At 63.0% G+C, this 26,158-nt stretch carries 22 protein-coding genes and 3 pseudogenes; 19 read left to right on the top strand and 6 right to left on the bottom strand.

Going from position 1 to position 26,158, the window contains the following annotated elements:
* From HBO09_RS28700 to purH, 6 genes and pseudogenes are all read left to right on the top strand, one after another.
* Positions 1–114: pseudogene (locus HBO09_RS28700) on the top strand (IS110 family transposase); the annotation flags it as partial.
* 122 nt (positions 115–236) lie between these two features.
* Positions 237–1,115: a 50S ribosomal protein L11 methyltransferase gene (prmA, locus tag HBO09_RS26275; RefSeq protein ID WP_169998407.1), complete on the top strand. Its 879-nt coding sequence runs from the start codon at positions 237–239 to the stop codon at positions 1,113–1,115.
* A gap of 30 nt (positions 1,116–1,145) precedes the next feature.
* Entirely contained in the window at positions 1,146–2,357 is a 1,212-nt protein-coding gene (locus HBO09_RS26270) for a DUF3426 domain-containing protein (RefSeq protein ID WP_169998409.1), read from the top strand.
* Between the two features lie 186 nt (positions 2,358–2,543).
* Entirely contained in the window at positions 2,544–3,557 is a 1,014-nt protein-coding gene (dusB, locus tag HBO09_RS26265; protein ID WP_029297661.1) for a tRNA dihydrouridine synthase DusB, read from the top strand.
* Entirely contained in the window at positions 3,554–3,874 is a 321-nt protein-coding gene (gene fis / locus HBO09_RS26260) for a DNA-binding transcriptional regulator Fis (protein WP_003186237.1), read from the top strand. The genes dusB and fis overlap by 4 nt, the downstream gene beginning before the upstream one ends.
* An 81-nt stretch (positions 3,875–3,955) precedes the next feature.
* Positions 3,956–5,563, top strand: a complete 1,608-nt coding sequence (gene purH / locus HBO09_RS26255) for a bifunctional phosphoribosylaminoimidazolecarboxamide formyltransferase/IMP cyclohydrolase (protein WP_169998411.1) — start codon at positions 3,956–3,958, stop codon at positions 5,561–5,563.
* Positions 5,564–5,578: 15 nt separating this feature from the next.
* On the opposite strand, the pseudogene HBO09_RS29105 reads toward purH, so the two are convergent.
* Positions 5,579–5,689: pseudogene (locus HBO09_RS29105) on the bottom strand (outer membrane lipoprotein carrier protein LolA); the annotation flags it as partial.
* 23 nt (positions 5,690–5,712) lie between these two features.
* Between HBO09_RS29105 and purD the strand changes: the two are divergent.
* The 3 genes from purD (at position 5,713) to HBO09_RS26240 (ending at position 10,779) form a co-directional block, all read left to right on the top strand.
* Positions 5,713–7,005, top strand: a complete 1,293-nt coding sequence (gene purD, locus HBO09_RS26250; RefSeq protein ID WP_169998413.1) for a phosphoribosylamine--glycine ligase — start codon at positions 5,713–5,715, stop codon at positions 7,003–7,005.
* Between the two features lie 102 nt (positions 7,006–7,107).
* The gene (locus tag HBO09_RS26245; protein ID WP_169998415.1) at positions 7,108–9,885 is read left to right on the top strand and encodes a hybrid sensor histidine kinase/response regulator; all 2,778 of its coding nucleotides are present in this window, start codon (positions 7,108–7,110) and stop codon (positions 9,883–9,885) included.
* A gap of 297 nt (positions 9,886–10,182) precedes the next feature.
* The gene (locus HBO09_RS26240; protein WP_029297681.1) at positions 10,183–10,779 is read left to right on the top strand and encodes a MarC family protein; all 597 of its coding nucleotides are present in this window, start codon (positions 10,183–10,185) and stop codon (positions 10,777–10,779) included.
* An 8-nt stretch (positions 10,780–10,787) separates the two neighbouring features.
* On the opposite strand, the gene HBO09_RS26235 is transcribed toward HBO09_RS26240, so the two are convergent.
* The 5 genes from HBO09_RS26235 to cobG all read right to left on the bottom strand — a co-directional run bounded on the left by HBO09_RS26235 (position 10,788) and on the right by cobG (position 16,161).
* Positions 10,788–11,570: a hypothetical protein gene (locus HBO09_RS26235; protein ID WP_169998417.1), complete on the bottom strand. Its 783-nt coding sequence runs from the start codon at positions 11,568–11,570 to the stop codon at positions 10,788–10,790.
* A 299-nt stretch (positions 11,571–11,869) separates the two neighbouring features.
* Complete coding sequence (gene cobJ, locus HBO09_RS26230; protein ID WP_169998419.1) at positions 11,870–13,507, bottom strand: precorrin-3B C(17)-methyltransferase; 1,638 nt, start codon at positions 13,505–13,507, stop codon at positions 11,870–11,872.
* Positions 13,507–14,238, bottom strand: coding sequence for a precorrin-2 C(20)-methyltransferase (locus HBO09_RS26225; RefSeq protein WP_029297692.1), 732 nt, complete (start codon positions 14,236–14,238; stop codon positions 13,507–13,509). The genes cobJ and HBO09_RS26225 overlap by 1 nt, the downstream gene beginning before the upstream one ends.
* Entirely contained in the window at positions 14,238–14,864 is a 627-nt protein-coding gene (locus HBO09_RS26220; RefSeq protein ID WP_169998421.1) for a precorrin-8X methylmutase, read from the bottom strand. Before HBO09_RS26220 ends, HBO09_RS26225 begins: the two co-directional genes overlap by 1 nt.
* Complete coding sequence (gene cobG, locus HBO09_RS26215; protein ID WP_169998539.1) at positions 14,857–16,161, bottom strand: precorrin-3B synthase; 1,305 nt, start codon at positions 16,159–16,161, stop codon at positions 14,857–14,859. The genes HBO09_RS26220 and cobG overlap by 8 nt, the downstream gene beginning before the upstream one ends.
* 111 nt (positions 16,162–16,272) lie before the next feature.
* Here cobG and cbiE point away from each other — a divergent pair, with 111 nt between their 5' ends.
* The 10 genes and pseudogenes from cbiE (at position 16,273) to HBO09_RS26170 (ending at position 26,071) form a co-directional block, all read left to right on the top strand.
* On the top strand, positions 16,273–17,478 hold the full coding sequence (gene cbiE / locus HBO09_RS26210) for a precorrin-6y C5,15-methyltransferase (decarboxylating) subunit CbiE (protein ID WP_169998423.1): 1,206 nt from the start codon (positions 16,273–16,275) through the stop codon (positions 17,476–17,478).
* Complete coding sequence (locus HBO09_RS26205) at positions 17,475–18,200, top strand: cobalt-precorrin-6A reductase (RefSeq protein ID WP_169998425.1); 726 nt, start codon at positions 17,475–17,477, stop codon at positions 18,198–18,200. Before cbiE ends, HBO09_RS26205 begins: the two co-directional genes overlap by 4 nt.
* 115 nt (positions 18,201–18,315) lie before the next feature.
* Complete coding sequence (locus HBO09_RS26200; RefSeq protein WP_169998427.1) at positions 18,316–18,639, top strand: transcriptional regulator; 324 nt, start codon at positions 18,316–18,318, stop codon at positions 18,637–18,639.
* A 102-nt stretch (positions 18,640–18,741) separates the two neighbouring features.
* Positions 18,742–19,137, top strand: coding sequence for a DUF2946 domain-containing protein (locus HBO09_RS26195; protein ID WP_169998429.1), 396 nt, complete (start codon positions 18,742–18,744; stop codon positions 19,135–19,137).
* Between the two features lie 45 nt (positions 19,138–19,182).
* Positions 19,183–19,665 (top strand): copper chaperone PCu(A)C, encoded by a 483-nt coding sequence (locus HBO09_RS26190; RefSeq protein ID WP_169998431.1) that lies wholly within the window; start codon positions 19,183–19,185, stop codon positions 19,663–19,665.
* A gap of 19 nt (positions 19,666–19,684) precedes the next feature.
* Positions 19,685–20,107 carry a DUF2946 domain-containing protein gene (locus HBO09_RS26185; RefSeq protein ID WP_169998433.1) on the top strand — a complete coding sequence of 141 codons (423 nt, stop codon included), beginning with the start codon at positions 19,685–19,687 and terminating at the stop codon, positions 20,105–20,107.
* Positions 20,108–20,201: 94 nt separating this feature from the next.
* Entirely contained in the window at positions 20,202–22,277 is a 2,076-nt protein-coding gene (locus HBO09_RS26180) for a TonB-dependent copper receptor (RefSeq protein WP_169998435.1), read from the top strand.
* A 24-nt stretch (positions 22,278–22,301) separates the two neighbouring features.
* Positions 22,302–22,388: pseudogene (locus HBO09_RS29100) on the top strand (outer membrane lipoprotein carrier protein LolA); the annotation flags it as partial.
* Between the two features lie 38 nt (positions 22,389–22,426).
* The gene (locus HBO09_RS26175; RefSeq protein WP_169998437.1) at positions 22,427–23,809 is read left to right on the top strand and encodes a PepSY domain-containing protein; all 1,383 of its coding nucleotides are present in this window, start codon (positions 22,427–22,429) and stop codon (positions 23,807–23,809) included.
* Between the two features lie 153 nt (positions 23,810–23,962).
* Positions 23,963–26,071, top strand: a complete 2,109-nt coding sequence (locus HBO09_RS26170) for a TonB-dependent receptor (protein ID WP_169998439.1) — start codon at positions 23,963–23,965, stop codon at positions 26,069–26,071.
* Positions 26,072–26,158: the final 87 nt, after the last annotated feature.

Here is a 26,158-nt window from a genome sequence, read left to right as displayed (position 1 = left end):
ACCCAAGCCCTGGTAATCCTCGCCCGCAAGCTCTGCCGGGTGGCATTCGCGCTGATGAAAAACCAGAGCGAATACCAACCGAACTTAAGGTTGCAGGGTTTACCTGCAACATAGAATCTCCCACATTTGATCAGCGTACCCCCTTGGACAGTCGTCATCTGCCCGCCGCTCGCGTAAACTTGCGCCCTTTCGCAGCCCACCCCGCTGCACACTCATTTTTTTCAAAGGTGCCCGCCATGCCTTGGCTGCAAGTCCGTCTCGCCATCAGCCCAGAACAAGCCGAAACCTATGAAGACGCGTTCCTCGAAGTGGGCGCCGTATCGGTGACCTTCATGGATGCCGAAGACCAACCGATTTTCGAGCCAGAGCTGAACACCACCCCCCTGTGGTCCCACACCCATTTGCTGGCCCTGTTCGAAGACGGCACCGACGCCGCCAGCGTGTTTGCCCACATGGAACTGCTGACCGGCGGCCCATTGCCCGAGCACCACAGTGAAGTGATCGAAGACCAGGACTGGGAACGCAGCTGGATGGACAACTTCCAGCCCATGCGCTTCGGCCAGCGCCTGTGGATCGTGCCAAGCTGGCATGCCGCCCCGGAGCCAGAGGCCGTCAACCTGCTGCTGGACCCGGGCCTGGCGTTCGGCACCGGCACCCACCCGACCACCGCCCTGTGCCTGGAATGGCTCGACAGCCAGGACTTGGAAGACTGCAACGTGCTGGACTTCGGCTGCGGCTCGGGGATCCTGGCCATCGCCGCGCTGCTGCTGGGCGCCAAGGAAGCGGTCGGCACCGATATCGACGTGCAGGCCCTGGAAGCCTCCCGCGATAACGCCGGGCGCAACAACATCCCTGAAGACAAATTCCCACTGTACCTACCGGAGCAGTTACCCCAGGTCCAGGCCGACGTATTGGTCGCCAATATCCTTGCCGGGCCGCTGGTCTCACTGGCCCCGCAACTGTCGAGCCTGGTCAAGCCAGGCGGGCGCCTGGCGTTGTCGGGGATCCTCGCCGAGCAGGGTGAAGAAGTCGCCGCCGCCTATGCCCAGGACTTCGACCTGGACCCCATCGCCAACCGCGATGGCTGGGTACGCATCAGCGGTCGTCGGCGCTAGAATGAGCGCCTGCATGAATCGGATGGCCGCATGACCGACAGTTTCGTCACCCAGTGCCCGCATTGCCAAACCCGTTTCCGCGTCAGCCATGCTCAACTGAGCGTGGCCCGTGGCGTGGTTCGCTGTGGCTCTTGCCTGCAAGTGTTCAACGCTGCCCGCCAGTTGCTGGAGCAGCGCGCCCACGCACCTGAAGCGCCGAGCGCCGAAGCTGCGCCGCGCGCCATCAGCCAGAAGCAATGGAGCGCCGAAGAACTGGACCTGGACAACCTGGACCTCGACGAAGAACTGGCCAAGCTGGAGCGTCGGGAGATCCAGCACACCCAGCCCCTGGGCAGCGACCGGCGCCAGGCCAGCGCTGACCGCCGGCAAAAAGACGAGTCGATGAGCGCCAGCCGCGACACCGCCAAGGCCGAAGAGGAACAGTGGGCCGCCAGCCTGTTCAGCGATCCTCCGGACGAACGGGCTGCGACAATCGCCCACACCGAGGAGGAAGCCGAGCCGGCGCCAGTAGCCACAGGCAAATCCCTGCGCACCGAACCTTCGATGTCCTTCGACCTTCACGAGGTGGACGACGAGCCGACGGTGCTGCATACCGCCGACGCCCTCGACCCGCCCGAGCCGACGCTCGGCAGCGAACCGGACGAGCCTGAGCCGGAACCGCGCCGCAAGCGCCCTCGCACCACGTCCAACGCCCATGACGAGATGCTGCAGGACCTGGAAGACGACCCGCTGCATCTCTATACCGGCAAACGTCCCGCCGGCTGGGGCCACCGCCTGTTCTGGCTGACCCTGGTGCTGCTGGCCGCCGCCGCCCTCGCCGGCCAGTACATCGCCTACCAGTTCGACGACCTGGCCCGCCAGGACAAGTACCGGCCATGGTTCCAGGAACTGTGCCCGAAACTGGGCTGCATCGTGCCATCACGGGTTGATATCGCCCATATAAAGAGCAGCAACCTGGTGGTGCGCAGCCATCCCGAGTTCGCCGGCGCCCTGGTGGTGGATGCGATCATCTACAACCGTGCCACATTCTCCCAGCCGTTCCCGCTGCTGGAGCTGCGCTTTGCCGACCTCAATGGCCGGATGATCGCCAGCCGGCGCTTCAAGCCTGCCGAGTACCTCAGCGGTGAACTGGCCGGCCAGACCGAGATGCCGTCCCAAACTCCGATCCATATCGCCCTGGACATTCTCGACCCGGGCAACAAAGCCGTGAACTACAGTCTCAGTTTCCACTCCCCCGAGTGATTGGCAGCGCGCGTCAAGGTTCGGACGGCAGGTTATTGACTTGTCCGTCCGCGACCAAACCGCTGGCGATAAGAAAATAACTGCTCAGATTTTATCCAATTCAGCCTTTAACCAGTCATCGAGAGCGGGTATCATGCCAACCCTTTTTCGAACTCTAATGATCCGGCCCCACAACAGGGAAGTCCTATGTCGGCGGTACGCATCGGCCCATATACATTGCCAAACGCTTTGATTCTCGCCCCAATGGCGGGTGTCACCGACCAGCCCTTTCGTCAGCTGTGCAAACGTTTGGGCGCAGGCCTCGTAGTTTCGGAAATGGTCACCAGCGACATGAGCTTGTGGAACACCCGCAAATCGCGGATGCGCATGATCCACGAAGGTGATCCCGAGCCACGCTCGGTACAGATCGCCGGTGGTGATGCACAGATGCTGGCGGATGCGGCCCGGGCCAACGTAGAGCTGGGTGCACAGATTATTGATATCAACATGGGCTGTCCGGCCAAGAAGGTCTGCAACAAGGCCGCCGGTTCCGCCCTGTTGAAGGATGAGCAACTGGTGGCCGAGATCCTGCAGGCCGTTGTCGGCGCAGTGGATGTACCGGTTACCCTGAAGATCCGTACCGGCTGGGACCGGGACAACAAGAACGGCCTGACGGTGGCGAAGATCGCCGAACAGGCAGGCATTACAGCATTGGCGGTGCATGGCCGCACCCGCGCTGATCTTTATACCGGTGAAGCCGAATACGACACCATTGCTGCGATCAAGCAGGCCGTGTCGATTCCGGTCTTTGCCAACGGCGACATCGACTCGGCCGAGAAAGCCCGGCGCGTGCTGCACGCAACCGGTGCCGATGGCCTGTTGATCGGCCGGGCCGCCCAAGGGCGGCCATGGATTTTTCGTGAGATCGAGCATTTCCTGCGTACTGGCGAAATCATGCCGGCACCGGGGCTGATCGAGGTGGAACGTATTCTGCTAGAGCATCTGGCCGCCCTGCACACCTTCTATGGGGATGTGATGGGTGCGCGCATTGCTCGCAAGCATGTGGGTTGGTATCTCGCAACCCTGCCCGGCGCCAAGGAGTTTCGCGCCGGGTTCAATCGTTTGGATGAAACGCAAGCACAGGTCACCGCCGTTCGTGAGTTCTTTGCCGAACGAGACAAGAGCCTGAGAGCAGGGGACGGAGAAGGGGTGGCCGCATGACGATGATGACCGAGACTTTAGTGAGTGGAACAACACCCGTGAGCGACAACGTCAATTTGAAACAGCACCTCAACACGCCGAGCGAAGAAGGCCAGACCCTTCGCGGGAGCGTCGAGAAAGCGCTGCACAATTATTTCGCCCACCTTGAGGGCGCGGCCGTCACGGATGTGTACAACCTGGTGCTCTCCGAAGTCGAGGCACCCTTGCTCGAAAGCGTGATGAACTACGTCAAGGGCAACCAGACCAAAGCCAGTGAGCTGCTGGGCCTGAACCGTGGGACCCTGCGCAAGAAGCTCAAACAATACGATTTGCTGTAAGCATTCAATCAAACCAGAAAGGCGCCCGCGTAAAACCGGTCGCCTTTTTTGCTGACTCCTTTGCTTTTGATGGAAATTGAGATGACCGACCAGACTACCCGCCTGCCGATCCGCCGCGCCTTGATCAGTGTTTCCGACAAGACCGGGATCCTCGAATTTGCCCGGGAGCTGGAAGCCCTGGGTGTGGAAATCCTCTCCACGGGCGGGACCTTCAAACTGCTGCAGGACAACGGCGTGGCCGCAGTAGAAGTCGCGGACTACACCGGTTTCGCAGAAATGATGGACGGTCGGGTCAAGACCCTGCACCCGAAAATCCACGGCGGCATCCTCGGCCGTCGCGGTATCGACGACGCCATCATGAACGAGCACGGCATCAAGCCGATCGACCTGGTGGCCGTTAACCTCTACCCGTTCGAAGCCACCATCAACAAGCCAGGCTGCGACCTGCCGACCGCTATCGAAAACATCGATATCGGCGGCCCGACCATGGTGCGCTCGGCGGCCAAGAACCATAAAGACGTGGCCATCGTGGTCAACGCCAGCGACTACGCCCAAGTGTTGGACAGCCTGAAAGCCGGCGGCCTGACCTACGCCCAGCGTTTCGACCTGATGCTCAAGGCCTTCGAACACACGGCCGCCTATGACGGCATGATCGCCAACTACATGGGCACCGTGAACCAGGCCGCCGAGACCCTCAGCACAGAAGGTCGCAGCCAGTTCCCGCGCACGTTCAACAGCCAGTTCATCAAGGCCCAGGAAATGCGCTACGGCGAGAACCCGCACCAGAGCGCGGCGTTCTACGTGGAAGCCAAGCCTGCCGAAGTGGGAATCGCCACCGCGACCCAACTGCAAGGCAAAGAGCTGTCCTACAACAACGTGGCCGATACCGACGCCGCGCTGGAGTGCGTGAAGAGCTTCGTCAAGCCGGCCTGTGTGATCGTCAAGCACGCCAACCCATGCGGCGTGGCCGTGAGCCCGGACGCCGAAGGCGGGATCCGCCAGGCCTACGAACTGGCCTACGCCACCGATACCGAATCGGCATTCGGCGGCATCATTGCCTTCAACCGCGAACTGAACGCCGAGACCGCCAAGGCTATCGTCGAGCGTCAGTTCGTTGAAGTGATCATCGCGCCAAGCGTTAGCGAAGAGGCCCGTGCCATCGTTGCGGCCAAGGCCAATGTACGCCTGCTGGCCTGCGGCGAATGGTCGGCTGACCGCGCTGCCGCCTGGGACTACAAGCGCGTCAATGGCGGCTTGCTGGTACAGAGCCGCGACATCGGCATGATCGGCAGCGAAGACCTTAAAGTGGTGACCAAGCGCGCACCGACCGAGCAAGAGATCAACGACCTGATCTTCGCCTGGAAAGTGGCCAAGTACGTTAAATCCAACGCCATCGTCTACGCCAAGAACCGCCAGACCATCGGTGTCGGCGCTGGCCAGATGAGCCGGGTGAACTCGGCGCGTATCGCCGCGATCAAGGCCGAACACGCCGGTTTGCAGGTGGTGGGTTCGGTGATGGCTTCCGACGCGTTCTTCCCGTTCCGTGATGGCCTGGACAACGCCGCCAAAGCGGGCGTGACTGCCGTGATCCAACCGGGCGGCTCGATGCGTGATGCCGAGGTGATCGCCGCGGCTGATGAAGCCGGTATCGCGATGGTCTTCACTGGCATGCGCCACTTCCGTCACTAAACACCACTGCTTTCCTATTGTAGGAGCGAGCTTGCTCGCGAAAAGCCCGAGAACGCCACGGGGAGTCAGATACCCCCCGTTATCGTTGACGATCTTCGCGAGCAAGCTCGCTCCTACAGAAAGCACAGCGTTTCACAGAGGTTTTTGAAATGAATGTTTTGATCATTGGCAGCGGTGGCCGTGAACACGCACTGGCCTGGAAAGTCGCCCAAGACCCACGCGTGCAGAAAGTCTTCGTCGCTCCCGGCAACGCCGGTACCGCCATTGAAGCCAAGTGCGAAAACGTCGCCATCGACGTATTGGCCCTTGAGCAACTGGCCGACTTTGCACAAAAGAACGTGTCGCTGACCATCGTCGGCCCGGAAGTACCGCTGGTGGCCGGCGTCGTGGACCTGTTCCGCAGCCGTGGCCTGGACTGCTTCGGCCCCACTGCCGGCGCGGCCCAGCTGGAAGGCTCGAAAGCCTTCACCAAGGACTTCCTGGCTCGCCACAAGATCCCGACCGCCGACTACCAGAACTTCACCGAGATCGAGCCGGCCCTGGCTTACCTGCGTGAAAAAGGCGCCCCGATCGTGATCAAGGCCGATGGCCTGGCCGCCGGTAAAGGCGTGATCGTGGCGATGACCCTGCAGGAAGCCGAAGACGCCGTGCGCGACATGCTCGCCGGCAATGCCTTCGGTGATGCCGGTTCGCGGGTAGTGATCGAAGAATTCCTCGACGGCGAAGAAGCCAGCTTTATCGTGATGGTCGACGGCAAGAACGTCTTGCCGATGGCCACCAGCCAGGACCACAAGCGCGTCGGCGACGGCGACACCGGCCCGAACACCGGTGGCATGGGTGCCTACTCCCCTGCCCCGGTGGTCACCGCCGACGTGCACCAGCGCGTCATGGACCTGGTGATCTGGCCGACCGTGCGCGGCATGGCCGATGAAGGCAATGTCTACACTGGCTTCCTGTACGCAGGCCTGATGATCGACAAGGCCGGCAACCCGAAAGTCATCGAGTTCAACTGCCGCTTCGGCGACCCGGAAACCCAACCGGTGATGCTGCGCCTGCAGTCGAGCCTGGTGCTGCTGGTGGAAGCCGCCCTGGCCCAGGCCCTGGACAAGGTTGAAGCACAGTGGGATCCACGTCCGAGCGTTGGCATTGTGCTGGCGGCCGGTGGTTACCCTGCCGACTACGCCAAGGGTGATGTGATCCAGGGCCTGGATGCGGCCGCGACACTCGAAGGCAAGGTGTTCCACGCCGGTACCGCGCTCAAGGACGGCCAGGTCGTCACCGCCGGTGGCCGTGTACTCTGCGCCACGGCCATGGGCGCCAGTGTCGATGCCGCCCAGCAGCAAGCGTACAAGCTGGCCGCCAAGATCGACTGGCAGGGCTGCTTCTACCGCAAGGACATTGGCTACCGTGCCATTGCCCGTGAGCGCGGTGAAGATCAGTAACCAGCTATCCGTTCGGCTAGGCAAGGGCCTTTGGCTCTTGCCGTCCTATTGCGGTCCCGCGCATAGTTAACCCCGTGCATCAACCTACGAAGGGATTTCGCCGTGCGCTGGCTCAGGATCGCCATAGTTTTTACTGTCAGCCTGCTGACCTTGCTCTGTCTGTTGCCGGCCCAGGCCGTCGCGCAAGGCAGTGGCTGGGCCGTATTGCTTGATGAACAAGCCGACCTGCAACTGAGCGACATTCGCTCCCCGCGCTACAACAACCAATTCAGCCCCATCGAACTGGAGCGGATCACCGCCGCCGAGCCCCATGGCGCGCTGTGGGTACGTTTCAGGCTGCAGCCCGGCAAGCACGAGCAAGTGCTGCGGGTGTTCGCGCCGGACCTGGCGCACCTCAATCTGTACGTGCTGGACGGCGACACGCTGATCGAGCAAGTGAATACCGGCACTCGCCAACCCCAGGCTGAACGCCCGCTACCGAGCAGCGACTTCATGCTGCCCATGCCCCAGAGCCAGAAACCCCTGGATGTGTATGTGCGCCTGGTCTCGGAGCACGAACTGCGGCCGTACCTGACCCTTGAGCCGGCCGTGATGGCCGCCGCCAACCAGACCCAGACCCTGGTCTATGGCCTGCTGTTCGGCTGCCTGCTGATGCTGATCCTGCACAACCTCACCCGCTACGCCTACCATCGCTCGCGCAGCAGCCTGTGGCTGGCGGCCTGCGAGGTGCTGCTGTTGCTTAGCCTGTTGCTGCTGCTCAACCTGCTGGGCCCCTGGCTGCCGAACTGGCACGCCCTGCAAACGCCAGGCGCATATATGGCCTTGCTGCTGACCGCGCCATGCGGCTTGATGTTCGCCTACCGCTTCTTTGCGCCACTGGGTCCGCACCCGCTGAACAAGCTGTTGATGGCCGATATCCTGCTGATCGTCCTGTGCGGCCTGTTGCTGCTGTTCGTCAACACCCTGCCGCTGAACATCATCACCTATGCCCTGGTGGCGCTGGCCGGCCTGAGCATGCTGTTTGTCTCGGCCTACCATTGGCAAAAAGGCTACCGGCCTGCCCGCCTGTTCTTGCTCGCCATGGTGGTGTTCAACACCGGCACGCTGATTATCCTTCCGGCCCTGCTAGGCCTGACTCTGGTAGCCCCGCAAGGCCTGATCATCACCCTGCTGGCGGTGATCTGCGTCAGCGGCCTGTTGATGAGCCAGGCCTTGGGCGAGCGTCAGCGCAGCATCGTCGAGGATCGCTTCAGCCTCAGTCGCGACCTGGCTGCCAGCAACGCCGAAATCGCGGCCAAGGCCGAGTTCCTGGCCAAAATCAGCCATGAAATCCGCACGCCCATGAACGGCGTACTGGGCATGACCGAATTGCTGCTGGGCACGCCTTTGTCGGTCAAGCAGCGCGACTACGTGCAGACTATCCACAGCGCCGGCAATGAATTGCTGACCCTGATCAACGAGATTCTCGACATCTCCAAGCTCGAATCCGGGCAGATTGAACTGGACGATGTGCAGTTCGACCTCAATGCCCTGATCGAAGACTGCCTGAGTATTTTCCGCGCCAAGGCCGAGCAGCAGAACGTCGAACTGATCAGCTTTATCCAGCCCCAGGTGCCACGGGTCATCAGTGGCGATCCCACGCGCCTGCGCCAGGCCCTGCTGAGCCTGCTGGAAAATGCCCTGCAAAAGACCGACGAAGGTGAAGTGCTGATCGTGGTCGCCCTGGATGAGCGCAGCAGCAAACCGCGTCTGCGCATCGCCGTGCAAGACAGCGGCCTGCCGATGGAAGCCGCCGAGCGCGACGCCCTGCTGCACAGCGAACTGCACAGCAAGAACTTCCTCTCGGCCACCCGCCTGAGCGGCCACCTCGGCCTAGTGATCGCCCGCCAACTGATCCTGTTGATGAATGGCGAGTTCGGCATCAAGGCTGGCAGCCAGCAAGGCAGCACCCTGTGGCTGACCTTGCCGCTGGACCCCGAGCGCCTGGAGCACCCGACCTCCGATCTCGACGGCCCGTTGCAAGGCGCGCGGGTATTGGTGGTGGACGACAACGACACCTGCCGCAAGGTGCTGGTGCAGCAATGCACCGCCTGGGGCCTGAATGTCAGCTCCGTGCCGTCGGGCAAGGAAGCCCTGGCCTTGCTGCGCACCAAGGCGCACCTGCGCGACTATTTCGACGTGGTGCTGCTGGACCAGAACATGCCCGGCATGACCGGCATGCAACTGGCGGCGAAGATCAAGGAAGACCCGAGCCTGAACCACGACATCCTGCTGATCATGCTCACCGGCATCAGCAACGCACCGAGCAAGATCATCGCGCGCAACTGCGGGATCAAACGCATCCTGGCCAAGCCGGTCGCGGGCTACACCCTCAAGACCACCCTGGCCGACGAACTGACCCAGCGCAGCAAAGGCGTGGTCCAACCCCGCCACACCACGCCGAACGTTCCCGTAGCCGTCACCGTGCCCAGTGATTTCCGCATCCTGGTGGCCGAAGACAACAGCATCTCCACCAAAGTGATTCGCGGCATGCTCGGCAAGCTCAACCTGCAACCGGACACCGCCAGCAATGGCGAGGAAGCGTTGCAGGCGATGAAGGCCCAGCGTTACGACCTGGTGTTGATGGACTGCGAAATGCCGATCCTTGATGGCTTCTCCGCGACCCAGCAGCTGCGGGTCTGGGAAGTCAGCAACCAGCGCACCCGCACGCCAGTGGTGGCACTGACCGCGCACATTCTCTCGGAACACAAGGAACGCGCACGCCAGGCCGGGATGGATGGGCATATGGCCAAGCCGGTGGAGTTGTCGCAACTGCGCGAACTGGTGGAGTACTGGGTGACACAACGTGAGCAGCCGGCGGAGCAGGCGCACACTTCCTGAGGCAAGGAGGCTCCCTGTGGAGAGTGGGCTTTCTGTGGCGAGGGGGCTTGTCCCCCGCTGGGCCGCGAAGCGGCCCCACCCGCTTCATTGAGTTCTTTCAGTTAAATCCGGATATCAGGTTTTAGGGCCGCTTCGCAGCCCAACGGGGGACAAGCCCCCTCGCCACAAAAAGCCTACTCTTCACAGAAAGCCCACTCTCCACAAAAAGCCTACTCTTCAGAGAAAGCCCCCTAGCCACAGAAAGCCCACAAGCCTGATAGACTCCCCCTCGCCCTTCCTTCGCTGTGAGCTTCCACCATGCTCCATGTGTTGTTCAGCGTTTATTTGAAGATGCTGGTGCTGTACAGCCCCTTCTTCGTCCTGTCCTGCTTTATCAGCCTGACCCGCGGCTATTCCAGCAAGGAACGGCGGCGCCTGGCCTGGAAGGTCGCCCTGGCGACGCTGGTGTCGAGCGTGTTGCTCTACCTGTTTGGCCGGGTGATTTTCAGTGTGTTTGGCATCACCGTGGACGCCTTTCGCATCGGCGCCGGCAGTGTGTTGTTCATTTCGGCCCTGGGCATGGCCCAAGGCAAGTCAGCGGTGCAGACCGACAATGTGCAGCAGGACGTAACCATCGTCCCCCTGACCATTCCCCTGACCGTCGGCCCGGGCACCATCGGCGCACTGCTGGTGATGGGGGTCAGCCAGCCCCATTGGGACGACAAGTTCATGGCGATTCTCAGCATTGCCCTGGCCAGCCTGACGGTAGGCGTGGTGCTGTACCTGTCCAATCGGATCGAACGCATCCTTGGTGACCAGGGCCTGCAGATTGTCAGCCGCCTGATGGGCCTGTTCGTGTGCGCGCTGGCCGCGCAGATCATCTTTACCGGGATACGCGGTTATCTGGTGCCCTGAGGCAGCGGTCAAATCCGGTATTGGGCTATGGCCTGCAAGACCTTGTCGCCTGCACTCCTGCGCAACTGGTTGAGGGTTGCCTCATTGACCACCGCCGGGTTGAGCATCAGGCAGGTCTGACCACTGAAGGCTTCGACCGTGGAGCTGTCCCATTCGAAAAACGGGATGCCCAGTTTCTTGCTCACACCCTGGGCGCTGTAGGTCACTAAAATCATCAGCACTTCGCCATCAATTTCAGAGCAGGACGCCAGGCCAAAGTCACCGCCTTCATGGGTGACAATGTTGCGCTTGAACAGATCAAACGGCGCCGCCGCCTGCTTCAGCGCGTCGAAGGCATCCGCCGCCAACTTGGGCAGCGCCATAGCCAACGGGCCAGCAAGGGAAGTCGAGGCAACGGTGGACGTGATGATATTGAGCGCCGCCATCTGCACCGTCAGGCCTTTCCTTGAGGTTGTCACCCGCTCGAAGCTGCTGCGTATCGGCAACCACCCCAGGCTGGTCATGACCTTGATGAACTCGTCATACCAGTCCTGGCTGCCGCGCTTTACTTTCAGCACTTCACTCACATAGCTGCTGGCCAACAGGTAACTCTTGCGGGTGTACTCCTTGTTGAGATGGCTCATGCCCGCGACAAACGAGAACACACTGTTGTTAATCACCGCGCCATTGAGGTCAACCTGTGCCTCGGCGGGTAATTGCGATCCCGACGACTGCGCGCTCACCGGTAAACGGTAGGCGGCAATCAACTTGCTCTTTTTCGCCACATTGATTCGTTTATGTTTTCTCTCCATGAATGTATCTCCACAAAAACCCACACGGGTCTACTGCCAACACTAGCCGGCCCAGACGTTTTTTTTCAGGGCCCTGGACCGGGCAGAAAGCCGTGCGCAAAAAACACCCGTCAGCGCCAGCTCCCGCAAACACTGGGCAGGGCGCCAAGCCTGATAAAGCGCAGGTTTGCTTTCTGTAACGGTAAGGCGAGAAACCATGACTGACGTGTCGAAACAGCCCTATTGGATACGGAAATGTCGCCGCGGGGGGCTGGCCTTTTCATACCCGGCAGCGGCCCCCTTGCGGGGCCGCTGTTGCATCAGCAGATTGGCTTCTCACCGTACCAGCGCGGCGTGTACACCCACTCACCACCGCCCAGCCGCGGGAACGCGCAGGTGGTGGATGAACCGATCAGCACCATGGTGCGCATGTCCACCTGGTCCGGTGTCAGTTGGCCCAGGGTGAGGGTGCGCAGCGTCTGCCCGGGGCGACCAATATCACGCCCCAACACCACGGGCGTTGCGGCGACACGGTGCTGGGCGACGATTTCCAGGGCGCGTCCCAATTGCCATGGGCGCGAACGGGAGATGGGGTTGTAGAACGCCAGAGCCAGGTCGGCCTGGCATGCCAGGTCCAGGCGTTTTTCGATGATGGACCAGGGCTTGAGGTTGTCCGACAGCGACATCACGCAGAAGTCATGCCCCAGCGGCGCACCCGCCTGGGCCGCTGTGGCGAGGGAGGCCGAGACCCCCGGCAGGATTTCCAGCTCGACCCGCTGCCAGGCCGGGTCGCTGGACTCATGCAGCGCCTCCAGCACCGCCGCAGCCATGGCGAATACGCCAGGGTCGCCAGAAGACACCACCACCACCGAACGCCCCTGGGCCGCCAGCTCGAAGGCGTGCCGCGCCCGCTGCATCTCTTCTCGGTTGTCGGTGCAGTGCTGCACCTGGTCGGCACGAAACGGCCCGGCCATGCGCACATAGGTTTCGTAGCCCAGCACATCGGTGCAACGAGCCAGTTCGGCCTTGACCGCCGGCACCATCAGTTCGGCAGCGCCGGGGCCCAGGCCGATCACGGCGAGACGGCCACGGGGGCGGCCCAGTTGCGCCAGGTCTACCGGCGCAGCAGCGCAATGGACGACGATATCCGGCCCGGCAGCCAGCGCCGTAAACCGCAGTGGCACACCCAGTTCCAGCGCAGCTTCCTGCAATTGGCCGCTGGCCATGTCGGCCTCATCGGTCAACAGGCATGCCAGCGACTGCACAGCGATGCCGTCCTGCTGCAACGCCTGGCGAATCCGTGCCGCCAGCTCGGCGCCCGGACGGCAGGCGACCCAGGTGTTCTTCGGATAAATCAGCAACTCGTTGGCCGCTGGCGCACGTTCGGCATTGCCAACATGGATGCTCAGGCGCGCCTGCTGATCCTGCGGCAGATTGGCCTGGTCCAACCACGGTGCCGCGCCTTCGATACGCACCTGCTCACCGGCCAGCAGGTCCGAGACAAAGCGCTTGCCCAGTTCAAGGTCGGCCAGTTGATAGCCCTGGGGCGGGTTGAGCAGGCAGGTGCCAAAGCGCAGCTCGCCACTGGTGGTAATCGCGGCCGCCACACCCAGGGCCGCCGCGATTTCCCGCGCCATGCCATTGACCCCACCCAAGCCACCGAGCAACGGCACCACCGCGCTGCCGTCTTCAGCGACAGCCAGTACCGCCGGCTCCTCGCCTTTTTCCAGCAACAGTGCGGCCAACGTGCGGATCACAATGCCTGCCGCGCACAGGGCAATGATGGGCGTGCCCTGCTGATACAACTGGCGCAGGGTCGCGCCAAATTCGCTGTAGGTCTGGTCGGCGCCTTCCACCCGACCGGCCAAGCCATGGATCTGCGCGCCGGGATACACCTGCTGAATGCTGCGAGCCGTGGCCAGGCTGCCCTGGCCGAGGATTACGATCGCCGGCGTCATCACCCTTGCCACCTTTCGCCCGGCACGATGATCAACGAGAAATACGGCGACGACATCGGTTCGACCTGATCCAGCGCGACGATTTTCTGATTGGCCATGGTGGCGCGCTCGACATACAGCGCACGCCCGGCCAGCCCCAGTTCCTCAAGCACCTGGCGCACCTTGGTGAAGTTGCGCCCCAGCTTCATGATCACCGCCGCATCGGCATCCGCCAGGCGCCGCTTGAGTTCGTCATGGGGCAGCACCCCGGACAAGACCGACAGGCTCTGGTTGCGATACACCAACGGTGCGCCCAACACCGAAGCACCGCCGAGCATCGAGCACACACCGGGGATGACCTGGGCGTCGTAGCGTTCGGCGAGGCGGTCATGCAGGTACATGTAGGAGCCGTAGAAGAACGGGTCGCCTTCGCAGATCACCGCCACATCGCGCCCGGCATCCAGGTGCGCGGCCACGTCGACGCTGGCGGCGTCGTAGAAATCGCTGATCACTTGTTCATAGGACAGCGGCGCCGGCAAGGCTTCAGTGGTCACCGGGTACACCAGTGGCATCAGCGTCTGCTGGGGCACCAGGTGCTCTTCGATAATGCCAAACGCATTGCCCTTCTTGCCCTTGGCGACGAAGTACGCCACCACCGGCGATTCGCGCAGCAGGCGCAGGGCCTTGAGGGTAATCAGCTCCGGGTCGCCGGGGCCGACGCCCAGGCCGATCAAACGTCCACGCGCCTGCATCATTCGACCTCCGTGGCCAGGGCGTTGACCGCTGCGGCAGCCATCGCACTGCCGCCCAGGCGGCCTTGCATGATCACAAACGGCACGCCACGGCTGTCTGCGGCGAGCATCGCCTTGGACTCGGCGGCGCCGACAAAACCCACCGGGAAACCGAGGATCAGCGCCGGCTTGGGTGCGCCGGCATCGAGCATTTCCAGCAGATAGAACAAGGCGGTGGGCGCATTGCCGATCACCACCACACTGCCGGCAAGGTGCGGGCGCCACAGCTCCAGGGCGGCAGCGGAACGGGTGTTGCCCAATTCCAGCGCCAGCTGCGGCACGCTGTCGTCGCGCAATGTGCAGATCACTGGGTTGTTGGCCGGCAGGCGTGCCCGGGTCACGCCTTCGCAGACCATCCGCGCATCACACAGGATCGGCGCGCCAGCGGCCAGGGCATCACGCCCGGCCTTGCCGGCGCCTTCGGAGAACTGCAGACCGTCGATCGCCTCGACCATGCCGCAGGCGTGAATCACCCGCACGGCGAGTTTTTCCAGGTCAGCCGGGATGCGATCCAGCTTGGCCTCTGCGCGAATGATCGCAAAGGAGTTGCGATAGATCTCCTGACCGTCGCGGATGTAATCAATCATCGGTGTTGCTCCGTGGACGGGCACGCAACACGGCGCCCGCCGCTTCAATAGAAAGGTTGTGCGCGTGCAGGCGGCCGAAACCCGGCTGGCCTGCATCGCGAAAATAGAGGTCGTAGTGCCCAACGCCCACCGCCAGCAAAGTGACCGGGGCAATGTGCGCCGCAGCACAGGTGCGCGGGCAGCCAGACAGGTGCACGTCAAGGCCCTGGCCGTGGTCCTGGAGCAGCGTGGCCAGGTGCAAGGCGTCGGCCTTGGTGTCGGCCTGGGCCTTGGCGCAACCACTGGAGCCGGTGCAGGCAATCATCCGCGCCAGGGCCTGGTCAGCCGAACAAAGAAAGCCCAACTGCGCCAGGCCTTCAGTCACGCGGGTCGCGGCGTCCGGCGCCAGGTTGGGCAGCAACAAGCCCTGCCACGGGGTGAAGCGCAATGTCCCGTCGCCATGGTCGAGGGCCAGTTGCGCGGCGCCACGCAGCATGCCCGAGTCCAGCCGCCCCAATGGCGTGACCGCAGCCACGTAGCACAGCTGGGGTTGGCGCTGTGGATAAGTCCCCAGGCGCAAGCTGCTCGCACTGGCGCGGCGACGATAGCCATCGGCGGCGAGCAACGGCAGGTGCAAACGCCCGACAACGTTATCCACAGACGTTTGCGTGAGCAGGTCACGCATGCGGTTCTGGTCGGGCCGGGCCAGGTCGAGAAACAGCTCCAGCACCGCGACGACCAGGTCATGCCCTTGGTCCACGGGGACAGCGGCCAGCGGCAGGTCGCGCGCGGGGCAACCGGCCAGGCCGAACGCCAACAGTGTCTGGCCCTGCGCTGCATAGGCCGACAACCACAGGTCGTGATGATGGTCGAGCATCGCCAGGGCCTCACCGCCATCCAGTTGCACGGCGAACTTGGCCGACAACTCATGAAACCGTGGATGGGCTTGCAGGGTGGCGAGGATCTGGTCCGCCAGGGGCCGGGTGTCCAGCAGCATGGCGCGGTCGATGCCAGCGCCGGGGCTGAGCATCACATTGCGTACGTCATCGCCGCCGGCGGTGGTCGGGCCCAAGCCGGCGGCCATTAGATGCGCGATCAAACCATCATGCTGCGGGCCGATGCCGCGAATCTGCAGGTTGGCGCGATTGGTCGCCTCGATCACCCCACCCGCGTAAGTCTGCGCGGCGTGCGCCACGGCCAATGCCTGCGCAGCGGTGATGGCCCCACCGGCCAATTTGATCCGGCAAATCCCACCGTCCAACGCCTGGACAATGCGCAACAACCCCGGGCAACCCGAGGGGCGTTTGCTGCTGGACAGAGGAAGTGGCTTCACGGGGGCTACCGGTTCACGGGTAAAGGCGCGGTATTATGCCTGCTTTGTCCGGCGGCATGAAAAGCCTGCCCGTCGGATGTCGTTCAAGGAATCAATATGTCGCCCTGGCTGACGGTAGTAGGCATCGGTGAAGACGGCTTCAAGGGCCTGGGCAGAAATGCCCGGCATGCTCTGTTGCTCGCCTCTCGTATCATTGGCGGCCAGCGCCAACTGGATTTGCTGCCGGCATGCATCCGCGGCGAACGCCAGCTGTGGCCCAGCCCATTTTCCCTGGAACCGCTGCTGGCGCGGCGCTTTGAACCGATATGCGTACTGGCCAGCGGCGACCCGATGTTCTACGGCGTCGGCGCCAGCCTGGCGCGGCAGGTGGCGGCGGATGAGCTGCTGATCCTGCCGGCGCCCTCATCCGTGTCGCTGGCGGCAGCACGCCTGGGCTGGCCGCTGCAGGATGTGGTGACACTGTCGGTAGTCGCCCGCCCGGTGGCCGCGCTCAATGCCCATCTGGCCAGCGGTGTGCGCTTGCTGGTGTTGAGCAACGACGGCCAGAGCCCGGCCGCTATCGCCGCACTGTTGCGCAACAGCGGTTTTGGCCCGAGCCGTCTGAGTGTGTTTGAACACCTCGGTGGCAGTGCTGAACGGCGCATTGATGGCAACGCCGAAAGCTGGCAGGACCCGCCGATTGCGGCGCTGAACCTGATCGCCATCGACTGCCTCGCCGACGCCGACACCCCACGCCTGTCACGCCTGGCCGGCCTGCCGGATGCGGCCTTCAAGCATGACGGCCAACTGACCAAGCGCGACGTGCGGGCCATGACCCTCGCGCGCCTCGCCCCCACCCCCGGCGAACTGCTGTGGGATGTCGGCGCGGGCAGCGGCTCCATCGGCATCGAATGGATGCGCGCCCACCCCAGTTGCCGCGCCCTGGCGATTGAAGCCGACGCCGGTCGCCAGCAGTTGATCGAACACAACCGCGATGCCCTCGGCGTGCCCGGCCTGCAATTGATTCGCGGCAACGCGCCCCAGTCCCTTGCGGGGCTGGAAGCGCCCGATGCGATCTTCATCGGCGGCGGCGTGACCCGCGACGGCGTGCTCGATACCTGCTGGCAACACCTGCGCCCGGGCGGGCGACTGGTGGCCAATGCCGTGACCCTGCAAAGTGAAATGACCTTGATGAACTGGCGCGCACAACACGGCGGCGAACTGACCCGCATCCATGTGGCCCAGGCCCAGCCCCTGGGCGAATTCGACACCTGGCGCCAGGCGCTGCCCATCACCCTGCTGGAAGTGATCAAGCCGCTATGAAGCGCATCCTGCTGCTGGGCGGCGTGACTGAAGCCCTGGCCATCGCCCGTACCTTGGGCCCGCACCATATCTACAGCCTGGCCGGGGTCGGCCGGGTGCCCAGCGACCTGGTATGTCAGGTGCGCGTCGGTGGTTACGGCGGCGCCGAGGGGTTGGCGCAGTTTGTCCGCGCCGAAAACATCAGCCTGATCCTCGACGCCACTCACCCCTACGCCGCCCAAATCAGTGGCAACGCCGCCCAGGCCGCACAGTTGTGCAATATCCCCTGCTGGGCCCTGCGCCGTCCCGCCTGGCAGCCACAACCCGGTGATGACTGGCGCGAAGTCAGTGACTGGGCCGGGCTGATCGAGGCATTGAAACCCTTCCAGCGCCCGCTGTTCACCCTCGGCCGCGAACCGCTGCAACACCTCGACGAAATCCCCACCGGGCAATTCTGGACCTTGCGCGCACTGGACACCTACCCCGGCAACGAACGCTGCGAAGTAATCGGCGCCCGTGGGCCGTTTTTGCTCGAGGATGAACGGGCGTTGTTCGAACGCCGGCAGATCGATGTATTGATCAGCAAGAACAGCGGCAGCAGCGCCACCGAACCCAAGCTGCAAGTGGCCCGCGAGCGCGGCGTGCCGGTGCTGGTCTTGCAGCGGCCGGTGTTGGTGGGGGTGGATCGGGAGTTTTTGACGCCCCAAGAAACACTCACAGCGTTGGCAAGTTTCACTCAATAAGTCAGGATCACCCGCCTGCTTTATTCGTAACCTATTAGTTACCTTCGGGGCGGGCGATGATTGAGATTGAGGAATATAAACGCGACAAAAAACTGGAACAAAAGAGGTAGCCAGCATGGCACTTACCCGCAGTTATAAACTCACGATTGCCGAAGCCGCCCAGCGCGACCCAGAGTTTGCCCAGGCACTCCTCGACGAGGCTGCTACGCTATTTCTCAACGGTGAGCCAGAATTGTCCCGCATCATTCTGCGCGACCTGGTCAACGCCACTGTAGGTTTTGAGAGTTTGGCAAGGGAGACGGCCAAACCGAGCAAAAGCTTGCATCGCATGCTTTCGGCCCATGGCAACCCAAGCATGGATAACCTGGCTGCGATTTTTGCGGTACTGCGAAAAGGACTTGGCGTTGATATGCAGGTTCATGGCGTTCCCGCCGCATAACTTGACATCACTGCGACACCAAACCACACCGCCACTTTTTACTTATGCCCCCCGATCAGGCTAAATACCCACCTGATCGCTTAACCCTACGGATTGTCCGCCATGGCCCGTCAACGCTTTGCATTTGCCTGGATCGCCTGCCTTGCAGTGCTGTTCAACGCGTTTGCCATGCCGATGGCCGGGGCGATGCAGCAGGGCCAAAGCCCTGCCGAGCAATTGCTGTGGGGCAGTTTCTGCTCGTCCAACGGTAGCAAGCTGGTGGCGATTTCCCTGGGCAAGCTGGATATACCGGCGCCGCAGCAGGACGAGCACTCCACCATGCAACATTGCTGGTGCTGTTCGGGCTCGCCGCCGCTGGTAGCGCTTCCTGGGCATGTGCCACAGCTGTATCTCACTCGGATCGACCCGGTGCCTGGCCTGCCAGCACCCGCCCTGCAAACCCCTACCCCGCGCCAGCAATGGCCGAGCCTCAACCCCCGCGCCTCTCCTACCGTTTGATCACTTCGCAATTGAACTGCGTTTGAATCGTTCTGGAGAACTGCCATGCTCAAATCTTCCCTGCTTCTGGCGGCCTTGCTGCTGCCTGTGTTCAGTGCCGCCAATGCCGAGGACTACAAGGCCGGCGACCTGCTGGTCAGCGATCCCTGGTCCCAGGAATTGCCGCCCAATGCGCCGACGGTGGCCGCGTACTTTGTGATCCATAACCAGGGTGAAGCCCCGGACCGCCTGCTCAGCGTCGATACGCCAGTGGCGGCCAAGGCCGAGCTGCATGAGCACGTCATGCAGGGCGATTTGATGAAAATGCAACAGGTGCCCAGCGTAACCGTACCGTCCAAGGGCGAGCTGACCTTCGCACCGATGGCCTATCACGTGATGCTCCTGGACCTTAAGGATCGCAGCCAGTTGCGCGACGGCCAGCACTTCCCCCTGACCCTGAACTTCGAAAAGGCCGGGCCGGTAGAAGTGAAAGTATCGGTACAAAAAGCACCGCCGATGGCCGGCCACGAGCACAAGCACGCCCATTAACCACCCCAGGCCGCTCCCCATGGGTGCTTGCGCCAACAGGTCCACCACGCGCCGCCGCCAGCCCCTGAGGCTGGCCAGCGGCAGCTGGATCAGCCTGTTCGCCATGCTGATGATCTTTATCGGACCGCTGATTTCCCAAGCGATGCCGATGGATCATCACGCCGGCATGTCCATGCAGATGTCCATGGACGACACCTGCCATGCCGCGCCCCAGCATCCCGCCGAGCACACCAAGACTCCCGCCGCCGACCACGTCATGTGGGAGAAATGCGGCTATTGCAGCCTGTTGTTCAGTTGCCCGGCCCTGCCTGGCAGTGTTTCATTCGTGGCCCTTGGCACCCCACCACCGGCCAACGCCCTCACCCCTGCAACGCGCCTGGGCCATGCCCGGCAGAGCATTTTCCCCGGCGCCCGCAGCCGCGCCCCGCCCAGCCAGTCGTAAACCGCCAATAACACACAACTTCGCACGGCCGCCTTCACACAGACAGCCGCAGGCTGCTGGCCGTGTTGTTTACGACTGATTGATGGAATTTTTCATGTCCAGGTTTCCTGCTGACACCCGTATGGGATGTACCCCCGTGCTCGCCGTTTTGTGCGGCGCACTCTTGGCCCCACAGGCGTATGCCGACGACCACACAGAGCACCACAATGAGCTCAGCCCGACGGTGATTACCGGCGTTGCCCCAAGCTCCCCACTGACCATCGTCACCAACCCCAAGGACCCACGCCAGCCGGTGCCGGCCAGTGACGGCGGCGACTACCTCAAGACCATCCCAGGCTTCGCCCTGGTGCGCAACGGTGGCACCAATGGCGACCCGGTGCTGCGCGGCATGTTCGGCTCGCGCCTGAATATCCTCACCAACGGCAGCATGATGCTCGGCGCTTGCCCTGGTCGCATGGATGCGCCCACCTCCTACATCTCACCCGAAACCTACGACAAACTCACCGTGATCAAAGGCCCGCAAACCGTGCTCTGGGGCCCTGGCGCCTCGGCCGGCACGGTGCTGTTCGACCGCGAGCCGGAGCAGTTCGGCGAACTGGGCACGCGGGTCAACGCCAGCATCCTCGCCGGCTCCAACGGGCGCTTCGATAAAGTGCTGGATGCCGCCGCCGGTGGTTCGCTGGGGTACATCCGCGTGATCGGCAACCAGGCCCACGCCGATGACTACAAGGACGGCAACCACGACACCGTCGCCTCGCGCTACGACAAATGGAATGGCGACGTCGCCCTCGGCTGGACCCCGGACGCCGACACCCTGCTGGAACTCACCGCCGGCCGTGGCGATGGTGAAGCGCGCTACGCCGGACGCGGCATGGACGGCTCGCAGTTCCTGCGCGAAAGCCTCGGCCTGCGCTTCGAGAAGTCCAATATCGGCGAGGTACTCGACAAGGTCGAAGCCCAGGTCTACTACAACTACGCCGACCATGTGATGGACAACTACAGCCTGCGCACGCCCTCGGGCACCGGGATGATGGCCGGGCCTATGGCTTCCAACGTCGACCGCCGCACCCTCGGTGCGCGGATCAAGGCCACCTGGCGCTGGGCCGATGTGCAACTGATCAGCGGCATCGATGCGCAGACCAACGAGCACCGCCAGCGCGGCAGCGCCGGGGTCGATACCTACAAGAACCTGCCGCGCAACAAGGACGCCGACTTTCATAACTATGGCGTGTTTGGCGAGTTGACCTGGTACGCCGCCGACAACGACCGGCTGATTACCGGCGCCCGCCTGGATCGCGCCTCGGCCAAGGATTACCGCCAGCGCACCGGCAGCGGCATGATGAGCCGCGCCAACCCTACCGCCGGCGACACCCGTGCCGACACGCTGCCGTCCGGTTTCGTCCGGTATGAACATGACTTGGCCGACAGCCCGACGACCCTCTACGCCGGCCTCGGCCACGCCGAACGCTTCCCGGACTACTGGGAGCTGTTCTCCCCCGGCAAGGGCCCAGCGGGTTCGCTGAATGCCTTCGATGCGGTCAAGCCAGAGAAAACCACGCAGTTGGACTTCGGCCTGCAATACAAGACCGCCGAGCTGGAAGCCTGGGCCTCCGGCTATGTCGGCCAGGTGCGTGACTACATCCTGTTCAACTACACCCCGGGGATGATGGGCATGACTTCCCAGGCAAAGAACATCGATGCGCGGATCATGGGCGGTGAATTGGGCGCCGCCTACAAGCTGACCTCCAACTGGAAAGCCGACGCCACCCTGGCCTACGCCTGGGGCAAGAACAGCAGCGACGGCAAGGCCCTGCCGCAAATGCCACCGCTGGATGCGCGCTTCGGCCTGACCTACAGCGAAGACGACTGGAGCGCCGGCGCCTTGTGGCGTGTGGTCGCAGCGCAGAACCGCATCGACCAGAACAAAGGCAACGTGGTCGGCAAGGACTTCGCCAAGAGCGGTGGTTTTGGCGTGTTCTCCCTTAACGCCGCGTACCGCATCAACAAAAACTTCAAGGTCAGCACCGGCGTGGACAACCTGTTCGGCAAGGCCTACGCCGAGCACCTGAACCTGGCCGGCAACGCCGGGTTCGGCTACCCGGCCAACGACCCGCAAGCCATCAATGAACCGGGGCGCACGCTCTGGACCAAGGTGGATATGAGCTTCTAGCCCAGCACCGCTGTAGGAGCGAGCTTGCTCGCGAAGAACGTGAACGATGACGCGGTCAATCAGACTCAACGCGGCAACCTCAGGCTTTTCGCGAGCAAGCTCGCCCCTACAAGTCATGCACAAAAATAACGTCCTTGCGGAGCACCCTGATGAACCCTCCAAAGATTTCCTTCTACAACCTGGCCTGGCGCTGGCATTTCTACGCCGGGCTGTTTGTCGCCCCCTTCATGGTGTTGCTGGCAGTGACCGGCATCATCTACCTGTTCAAGCCCCAGCTTGACCCGCTGATGTACGGCCAACTGCTCAACGTGCAACCTGCCGCGCACGTCCTCAGCGCCGACGAGCAACTGCAGCGCGCCAAGGCCGCCTATCCACACGCCACCCTCAGCAAATACCTGCCACCCGTGGACGCCAGCAGCAGCGCGCAGTTTGTGCTGCACAACGCAGGCAACGAGCTGACTGTTTTTGTCGACCCTTATCGCGGCAGCGTGCTCGGCGAGCAGGACGCGACCTACAACCTGCAAGCCATCGTCCGTGCCCTGCATGGTGAATTGATGATCGGCACCACGGGCGATCGCCTGATTGAACTCGCCGCCGGCTGGGGGGTGATGCTGGTGGTGTCCGGCCTGTACCTGTGGTGGCCGCGCGGTCGCTCTGCTGCCGGGATTCTGTGGCCGCGCCTGGGCAGTCGCGGGCGTCTGTTCTGGCGTGACCTGCATGCGGTCACCGGGTTCTGGGGCGCGGCGTTTTTGCTGCTGATGCTGCTCAGTGGCATGACCTGGACCGGCTTCTGGGGCAAGCAGTACGCCGACCTGTGGAACCGCTTTCCGGCGGCGATGTGGAACGACGTGCCGCAGTCCGACCAACAGGCCCGCAGCCTCAACACCGCGACGCAACAGACCGTGCCCTGGGCCATGGAAAACACGCCCATGCCCCTGTCCGGCGAGCATGCCGAACACATGCAGCACGGCGGCATGCACCACGGCCCGGCCGCGCCCTCGATCAGCCTGCAACAGGTGGTGGACCTGGCCACCGCGCGCCAGGTCGAGCCGGGCTACAGCATCACCTTCCCGACCACGGCCACGGGCGTGTTCACCATCGCCGTGTTCGCCAACGACCCGCGCAATGACGCAACCCTGCATGTCGACCAATACACCGGCAAGGTCCTCGCCGATGTGCGTTGGCAGCACTACAACACGGTGGCGCGGGTTACCGAGTCCGGGGTGATGCTGCACGAGGGCAAGATGTTCGGCGTGATCAACCAGATCATCGTGCTGCTGGTGTGCCTGATGATTCTGCTGAGTGCGGTCAGCGGTGTGGTGATCTGGTGGAAACGTCGGCCACAGGGTGGCCTGGGGGTTCCGCCGTTGCGCCATGACCTGCCGAAGTGGAAAGCCGCCATGGTGATCATGCTGGCCCTGGCGATCATTTTCCCGCTGGTCGGCGCGTCGTTGCTGGTGGTGTGGATGTTGGATCGGCTGGTGCTGGCGCGCCTTTTCAAACAACGTGAGTCAGCCTCATCTTCTGCATGAGGTAGGCGAGATGCCCTACATAGAGACGTTATGTAGTCTTACGCGGGCTTTCATCCCAAACGCAAGAAGTGTTAACTTATAACACTTATTGCACCATCCCCACTCGCCGCGCCCAGCGGCGAGTGTCGTCTCGAAGAAGCGATCTGCCGCCCGATGAACAAGTACCTTGCCAGCGGCCTGTGCCTGCTTGCCTTGCAAAACAGCGCCCAGGCCCTGACCCTGCCCGCCAGCCCCGTGACCGCACCAGCGGTGGACAACGCACATATCGACCTGAGCACCCCAACCACCGCCGGTTCGCGCCTGGGCCTCACAGCCCTGCAAACCCCCGGCAGTGTCGAAAGCCAGACCGGCACGCAGATTCGCGAACGGGGCGACGTCAGTGTGCAGGACGCAATCTCCCGCGCCACCGGCATTAGCCGCACCGGCACCCCGGGCGACGGCGGCACCTCGCTGCAAGCCCGTGGATTTACCGGCCAGGGCTCGGTGATGCAGTTGTATGACGGCAACCGCCTGTACAACGGCATGGGCACCTCGACCTTCCCGGTCGACACCTGGGCGGTCGAGCGCGTGGACGTGCTGCGCGGCCCGGCGTCGGTGCTGTATGGCGAAGGCGCCACCGGCGCAGTGGTCAACACGATTTCGAAGAAGCCCTTCACTGGCGAGATCGAAAACCACCTGCGCCTGGGCTACGGGTCCTATGATCGCCAGCAACAAGCCCTGGACAGCGGCGGTTCGCTGACCGACACCCTGAGCTATCGCCTGAACCTCAACCGCCTGCGCAGCCATGGCTTTATCGACCGTGGCGACTCGGCCAGCGATTTTGCCAGCGGCGCCCTGCGCTGGCAGGCCGCCGATGACCTGAGTTTCACCCTGGCCCACGACTACGGCGACCAGCGCCCACAGAACTACTTTGGTACACCGCTGCTCAACGGCCACTTGCACAAGGGCCTGCGCGACAAGAACTACAACGTCAGCAACGACACCCAGCATTACAACGACCAGTGGACGCGCCTGAGCAGCGAATGGCAGATCAACGATGCCGTCAGCGCGCGCAACGAGTTGTACTACCTCAAGGCCCAGCGCCGCTGGCAGAACGCCGAGAACTACAATTTCAGCGCCGGGCAACTGACCCGCAGCGGGTTCTACGGCATCAAGCACAACCAGGAGCAGGTCGGCGATCGCCAGACCTTCACCTTCAAGCACACGCTGTTCGGCCTCGACAGCCAGACCGTGACCGGCGTGGAATACAACCGCATTCGCTTTCGCCTGGCCAGCAACTCACCGTTTACAGACGTGGTGACCGCTGGCCAACCCATCGATGTGAAACACCCGGCCCAGGCCCCGTTTGAAAGTGCCGATCCGTTCCGGCCGCTGTTCGCCACCACCACCAAGCAGTTCGCAGGCTTTGCCGAAAACCGCCTGCAACTGAGCGACCAGCTCTCGCTGATCACCGGCATCCGTCGCGACTTCGTGCACCTGGACCGCGATGAACTGCGCAGCGGCGAGCGCAACGACAAGAGCCTCACCGGCAACAACTGGAAGGCCGGCCTAGTGTTTGCCCTCACTGCGGACACCTCGATCTACGGCCAGTACGCCACCAGCACCGATGGCGTCGGCGGCTTGATCTCCTTGAGCTCAAGCCAGCAAGCGTTCGACCTCTCCACCGCCAAGCAGACCGAGATCGGTATCAAACAGGCTTTCTGGGACCAGCGCGGCGAGTGGACCCTGGCGGCCTACCATATCGTCAAAAAGAAACTGCTGACCGATGTGCCGGGCAACCCGCAATACAAACAACAGGTGGGCCAGCAATCTTCCGACGGCCTGGAAGCCAGCCTCGACCTGCAACTGCCCCACGCCTGGCAACTGCAAGCCAATGCAGCCATCGTGCGGGCGCAGTACGATGACTTCCAGCAGAATGTCGGCGGCGTACAGGTCTCACGCGATGGCAATCGCCCGGTGGACGTGCCGCGCCGCACTGCCAACCTGTGGCTGAGCAAGGCCGTGACCGAAGACATCCGCGCCGGTGCCGGCGTGCGTTATGTGGATGCGCGTTACGCCGACATGGCCAACCAGAACGAGCTGCCCAGCTACACCGTGGTCGATGCCAGTGTTTCGTGGAAAGCCCTGCACAACACGACATTGGGCCTGCAATTGAATAACCTGTTCGACCGCACCTATGCCGTGAGCCAATACAATGACGGCCAGCAATGGATACTGGGTGAGCCGCGCTCGTTCTTTGTGACGGCCGACTACACCTTCTAACCACCCCCACAATGTGGGAGCGGCGGTGCGACGATTCGACTTGCTCGCGAATGCGGTGGGTCAGAGATGAATATGTTGACTGACCCA

It is taken from the genome of Pseudomonas sp. WS 5027 (genome assembly GCF_012985695.1).
Classification (GTDB): Bacteria; Pseudomonadota; Gammaproteobacteria; order Pseudomonadales; family Pseudomonadaceae; genus Aquipseudomonas; species Aquipseudomonas hygromyciniae.
This window is presented reverse-complemented; position numbering and strand designations above follow the sequence as displayed.

Excerpts from the sequence above, each read along its gene's own strand:
- HBO09_RS26235 (WP_169998417.1), bottom strand. The coding sequence starts at position 11,570 with ATGGAGAGAAAACATAAACGAATCAATGTGGCGAAAAAGAGCAAGTTG.
- purD (WP_169998413.1), top strand. The coding sequence starts at position 5,713 with ATGAATGTTTTGATCATTGGCAGCGGTGGCCGTGAACACGCACTGGCC.
- HBO09_RS26180 (WP_169998435.1), top strand. The coding sequence starts at position 20,202 with ATGTCCAGGTTTCCTGCTGACACCCGTATGGGATGTACCCCCGTGCTC.
- HBO09_RS26205 (WP_169998425.1), top strand. The coding sequence starts at position 17,475 with ATGAAGCGCATCCTGCTGCTGGGCGGCGTGACTGAAGCCCTGGCCATC.
- HBO09_RS26190 (WP_169998431.1), top strand. The coding sequence starts at position 19,183 with ATGCTCAAATCTTCCCTGCTTCTGGCGGCCTTGCTGCTGCCTGTGTTC.
- cbiE (WP_169998423.1), top strand. The coding sequence starts at position 16,273 with ATGTCGCCCTGGCTGACGGTAGTAGGCATCGGTGAAGACGGCTTCAAG.
- fis (WP_003186237.1), top strand. The coding sequence starts at position 3,554 with ATGACGATGATGACCGAGACTTTAGTGAGTGGAACAACACCCGTGAGC.
- purH (WP_169998411.1), top strand. The coding sequence starts at position 3,956 with ATGACCGACCAGACTACCCGCCTGCCGATCCGCCGCGCCTTGATCAGT.
- HBO09_RS26200 (WP_169998427.1), top strand. The coding sequence starts at position 18,316 with ATGGCACTTACCCGCAGTTATAAACTCACGATTGCCGAAGCCGCCCAG.
- HBO09_RS26240 (WP_029297681.1), top strand. The coding sequence starts at position 10,183 with ATGCTCCATGTGTTGTTCAGCGTTTATTTGAAGATGCTGGTGCTGTAC.
- dusB (WP_029297661.1), top strand. The coding sequence starts at position 2,544 with ATGTCGGCGGTACGCATCGGCCCATATACATTGCCAAACGCTTTGATT.
- HBO09_RS26170 (WP_169998439.1), top strand. The coding sequence starts at position 23,963 with ATGAACAAGTACCTTGCCAGCGGCCTGTGCCTGCTTGCCTTGCAAAAC.
- HBO09_RS26270 (WP_169998409.1), top strand. The coding sequence starts at position 1,146 with ATGACCGACAGTTTCGTCACCCAGTGCCCGCATTGCCAAACCCGTTTC.
- HBO09_RS26175 (WP_169998437.1), top strand. The coding sequence starts at position 22,427 with ATGAACCCTCCAAAGATTTCCTTCTACAACCTGGCCTGGCGCTGGCAT.
- HBO09_RS26195 (WP_169998429.1), top strand. The coding sequence starts at position 18,742 with ATGGCCCGTCAACGCTTTGCATTTGCCTGGATCGCCTGCCTTGCAGTG.
- HBO09_RS26185 (WP_169998433.1), top strand. The coding sequence starts at position 19,685 with ATGGGTGCTTGCGCCAACAGGTCCACCACGCGCCGCCGCCAGCCCCTG.
- HBO09_RS26220 (WP_169998421.1), bottom strand. The coding sequence starts at position 14,864 with ATGATTGATTACATCCGCGACGGTCAGGAGATCTATCGCAACTCCTTT.
- cobJ (WP_169998419.1), bottom strand. The coding sequence starts at position 13,507 with ATGACGCCGGCGATCGTAATCCTCGGCCAGGGCAGCCTGGCCACGGCT.
- prmA (WP_169998407.1), top strand. The coding sequence starts at position 237 with ATGCCTTGGCTGCAAGTCCGTCTCGCCATCAGCCCAGAACAAGCCGAA.
- HBO09_RS26225 (WP_029297692.1), bottom strand. The coding sequence starts at position 14,238 with ATGCAGGCGCGTGGACGTTTGATCGGCCTGGGCGTCGGCCCCGGCGAC.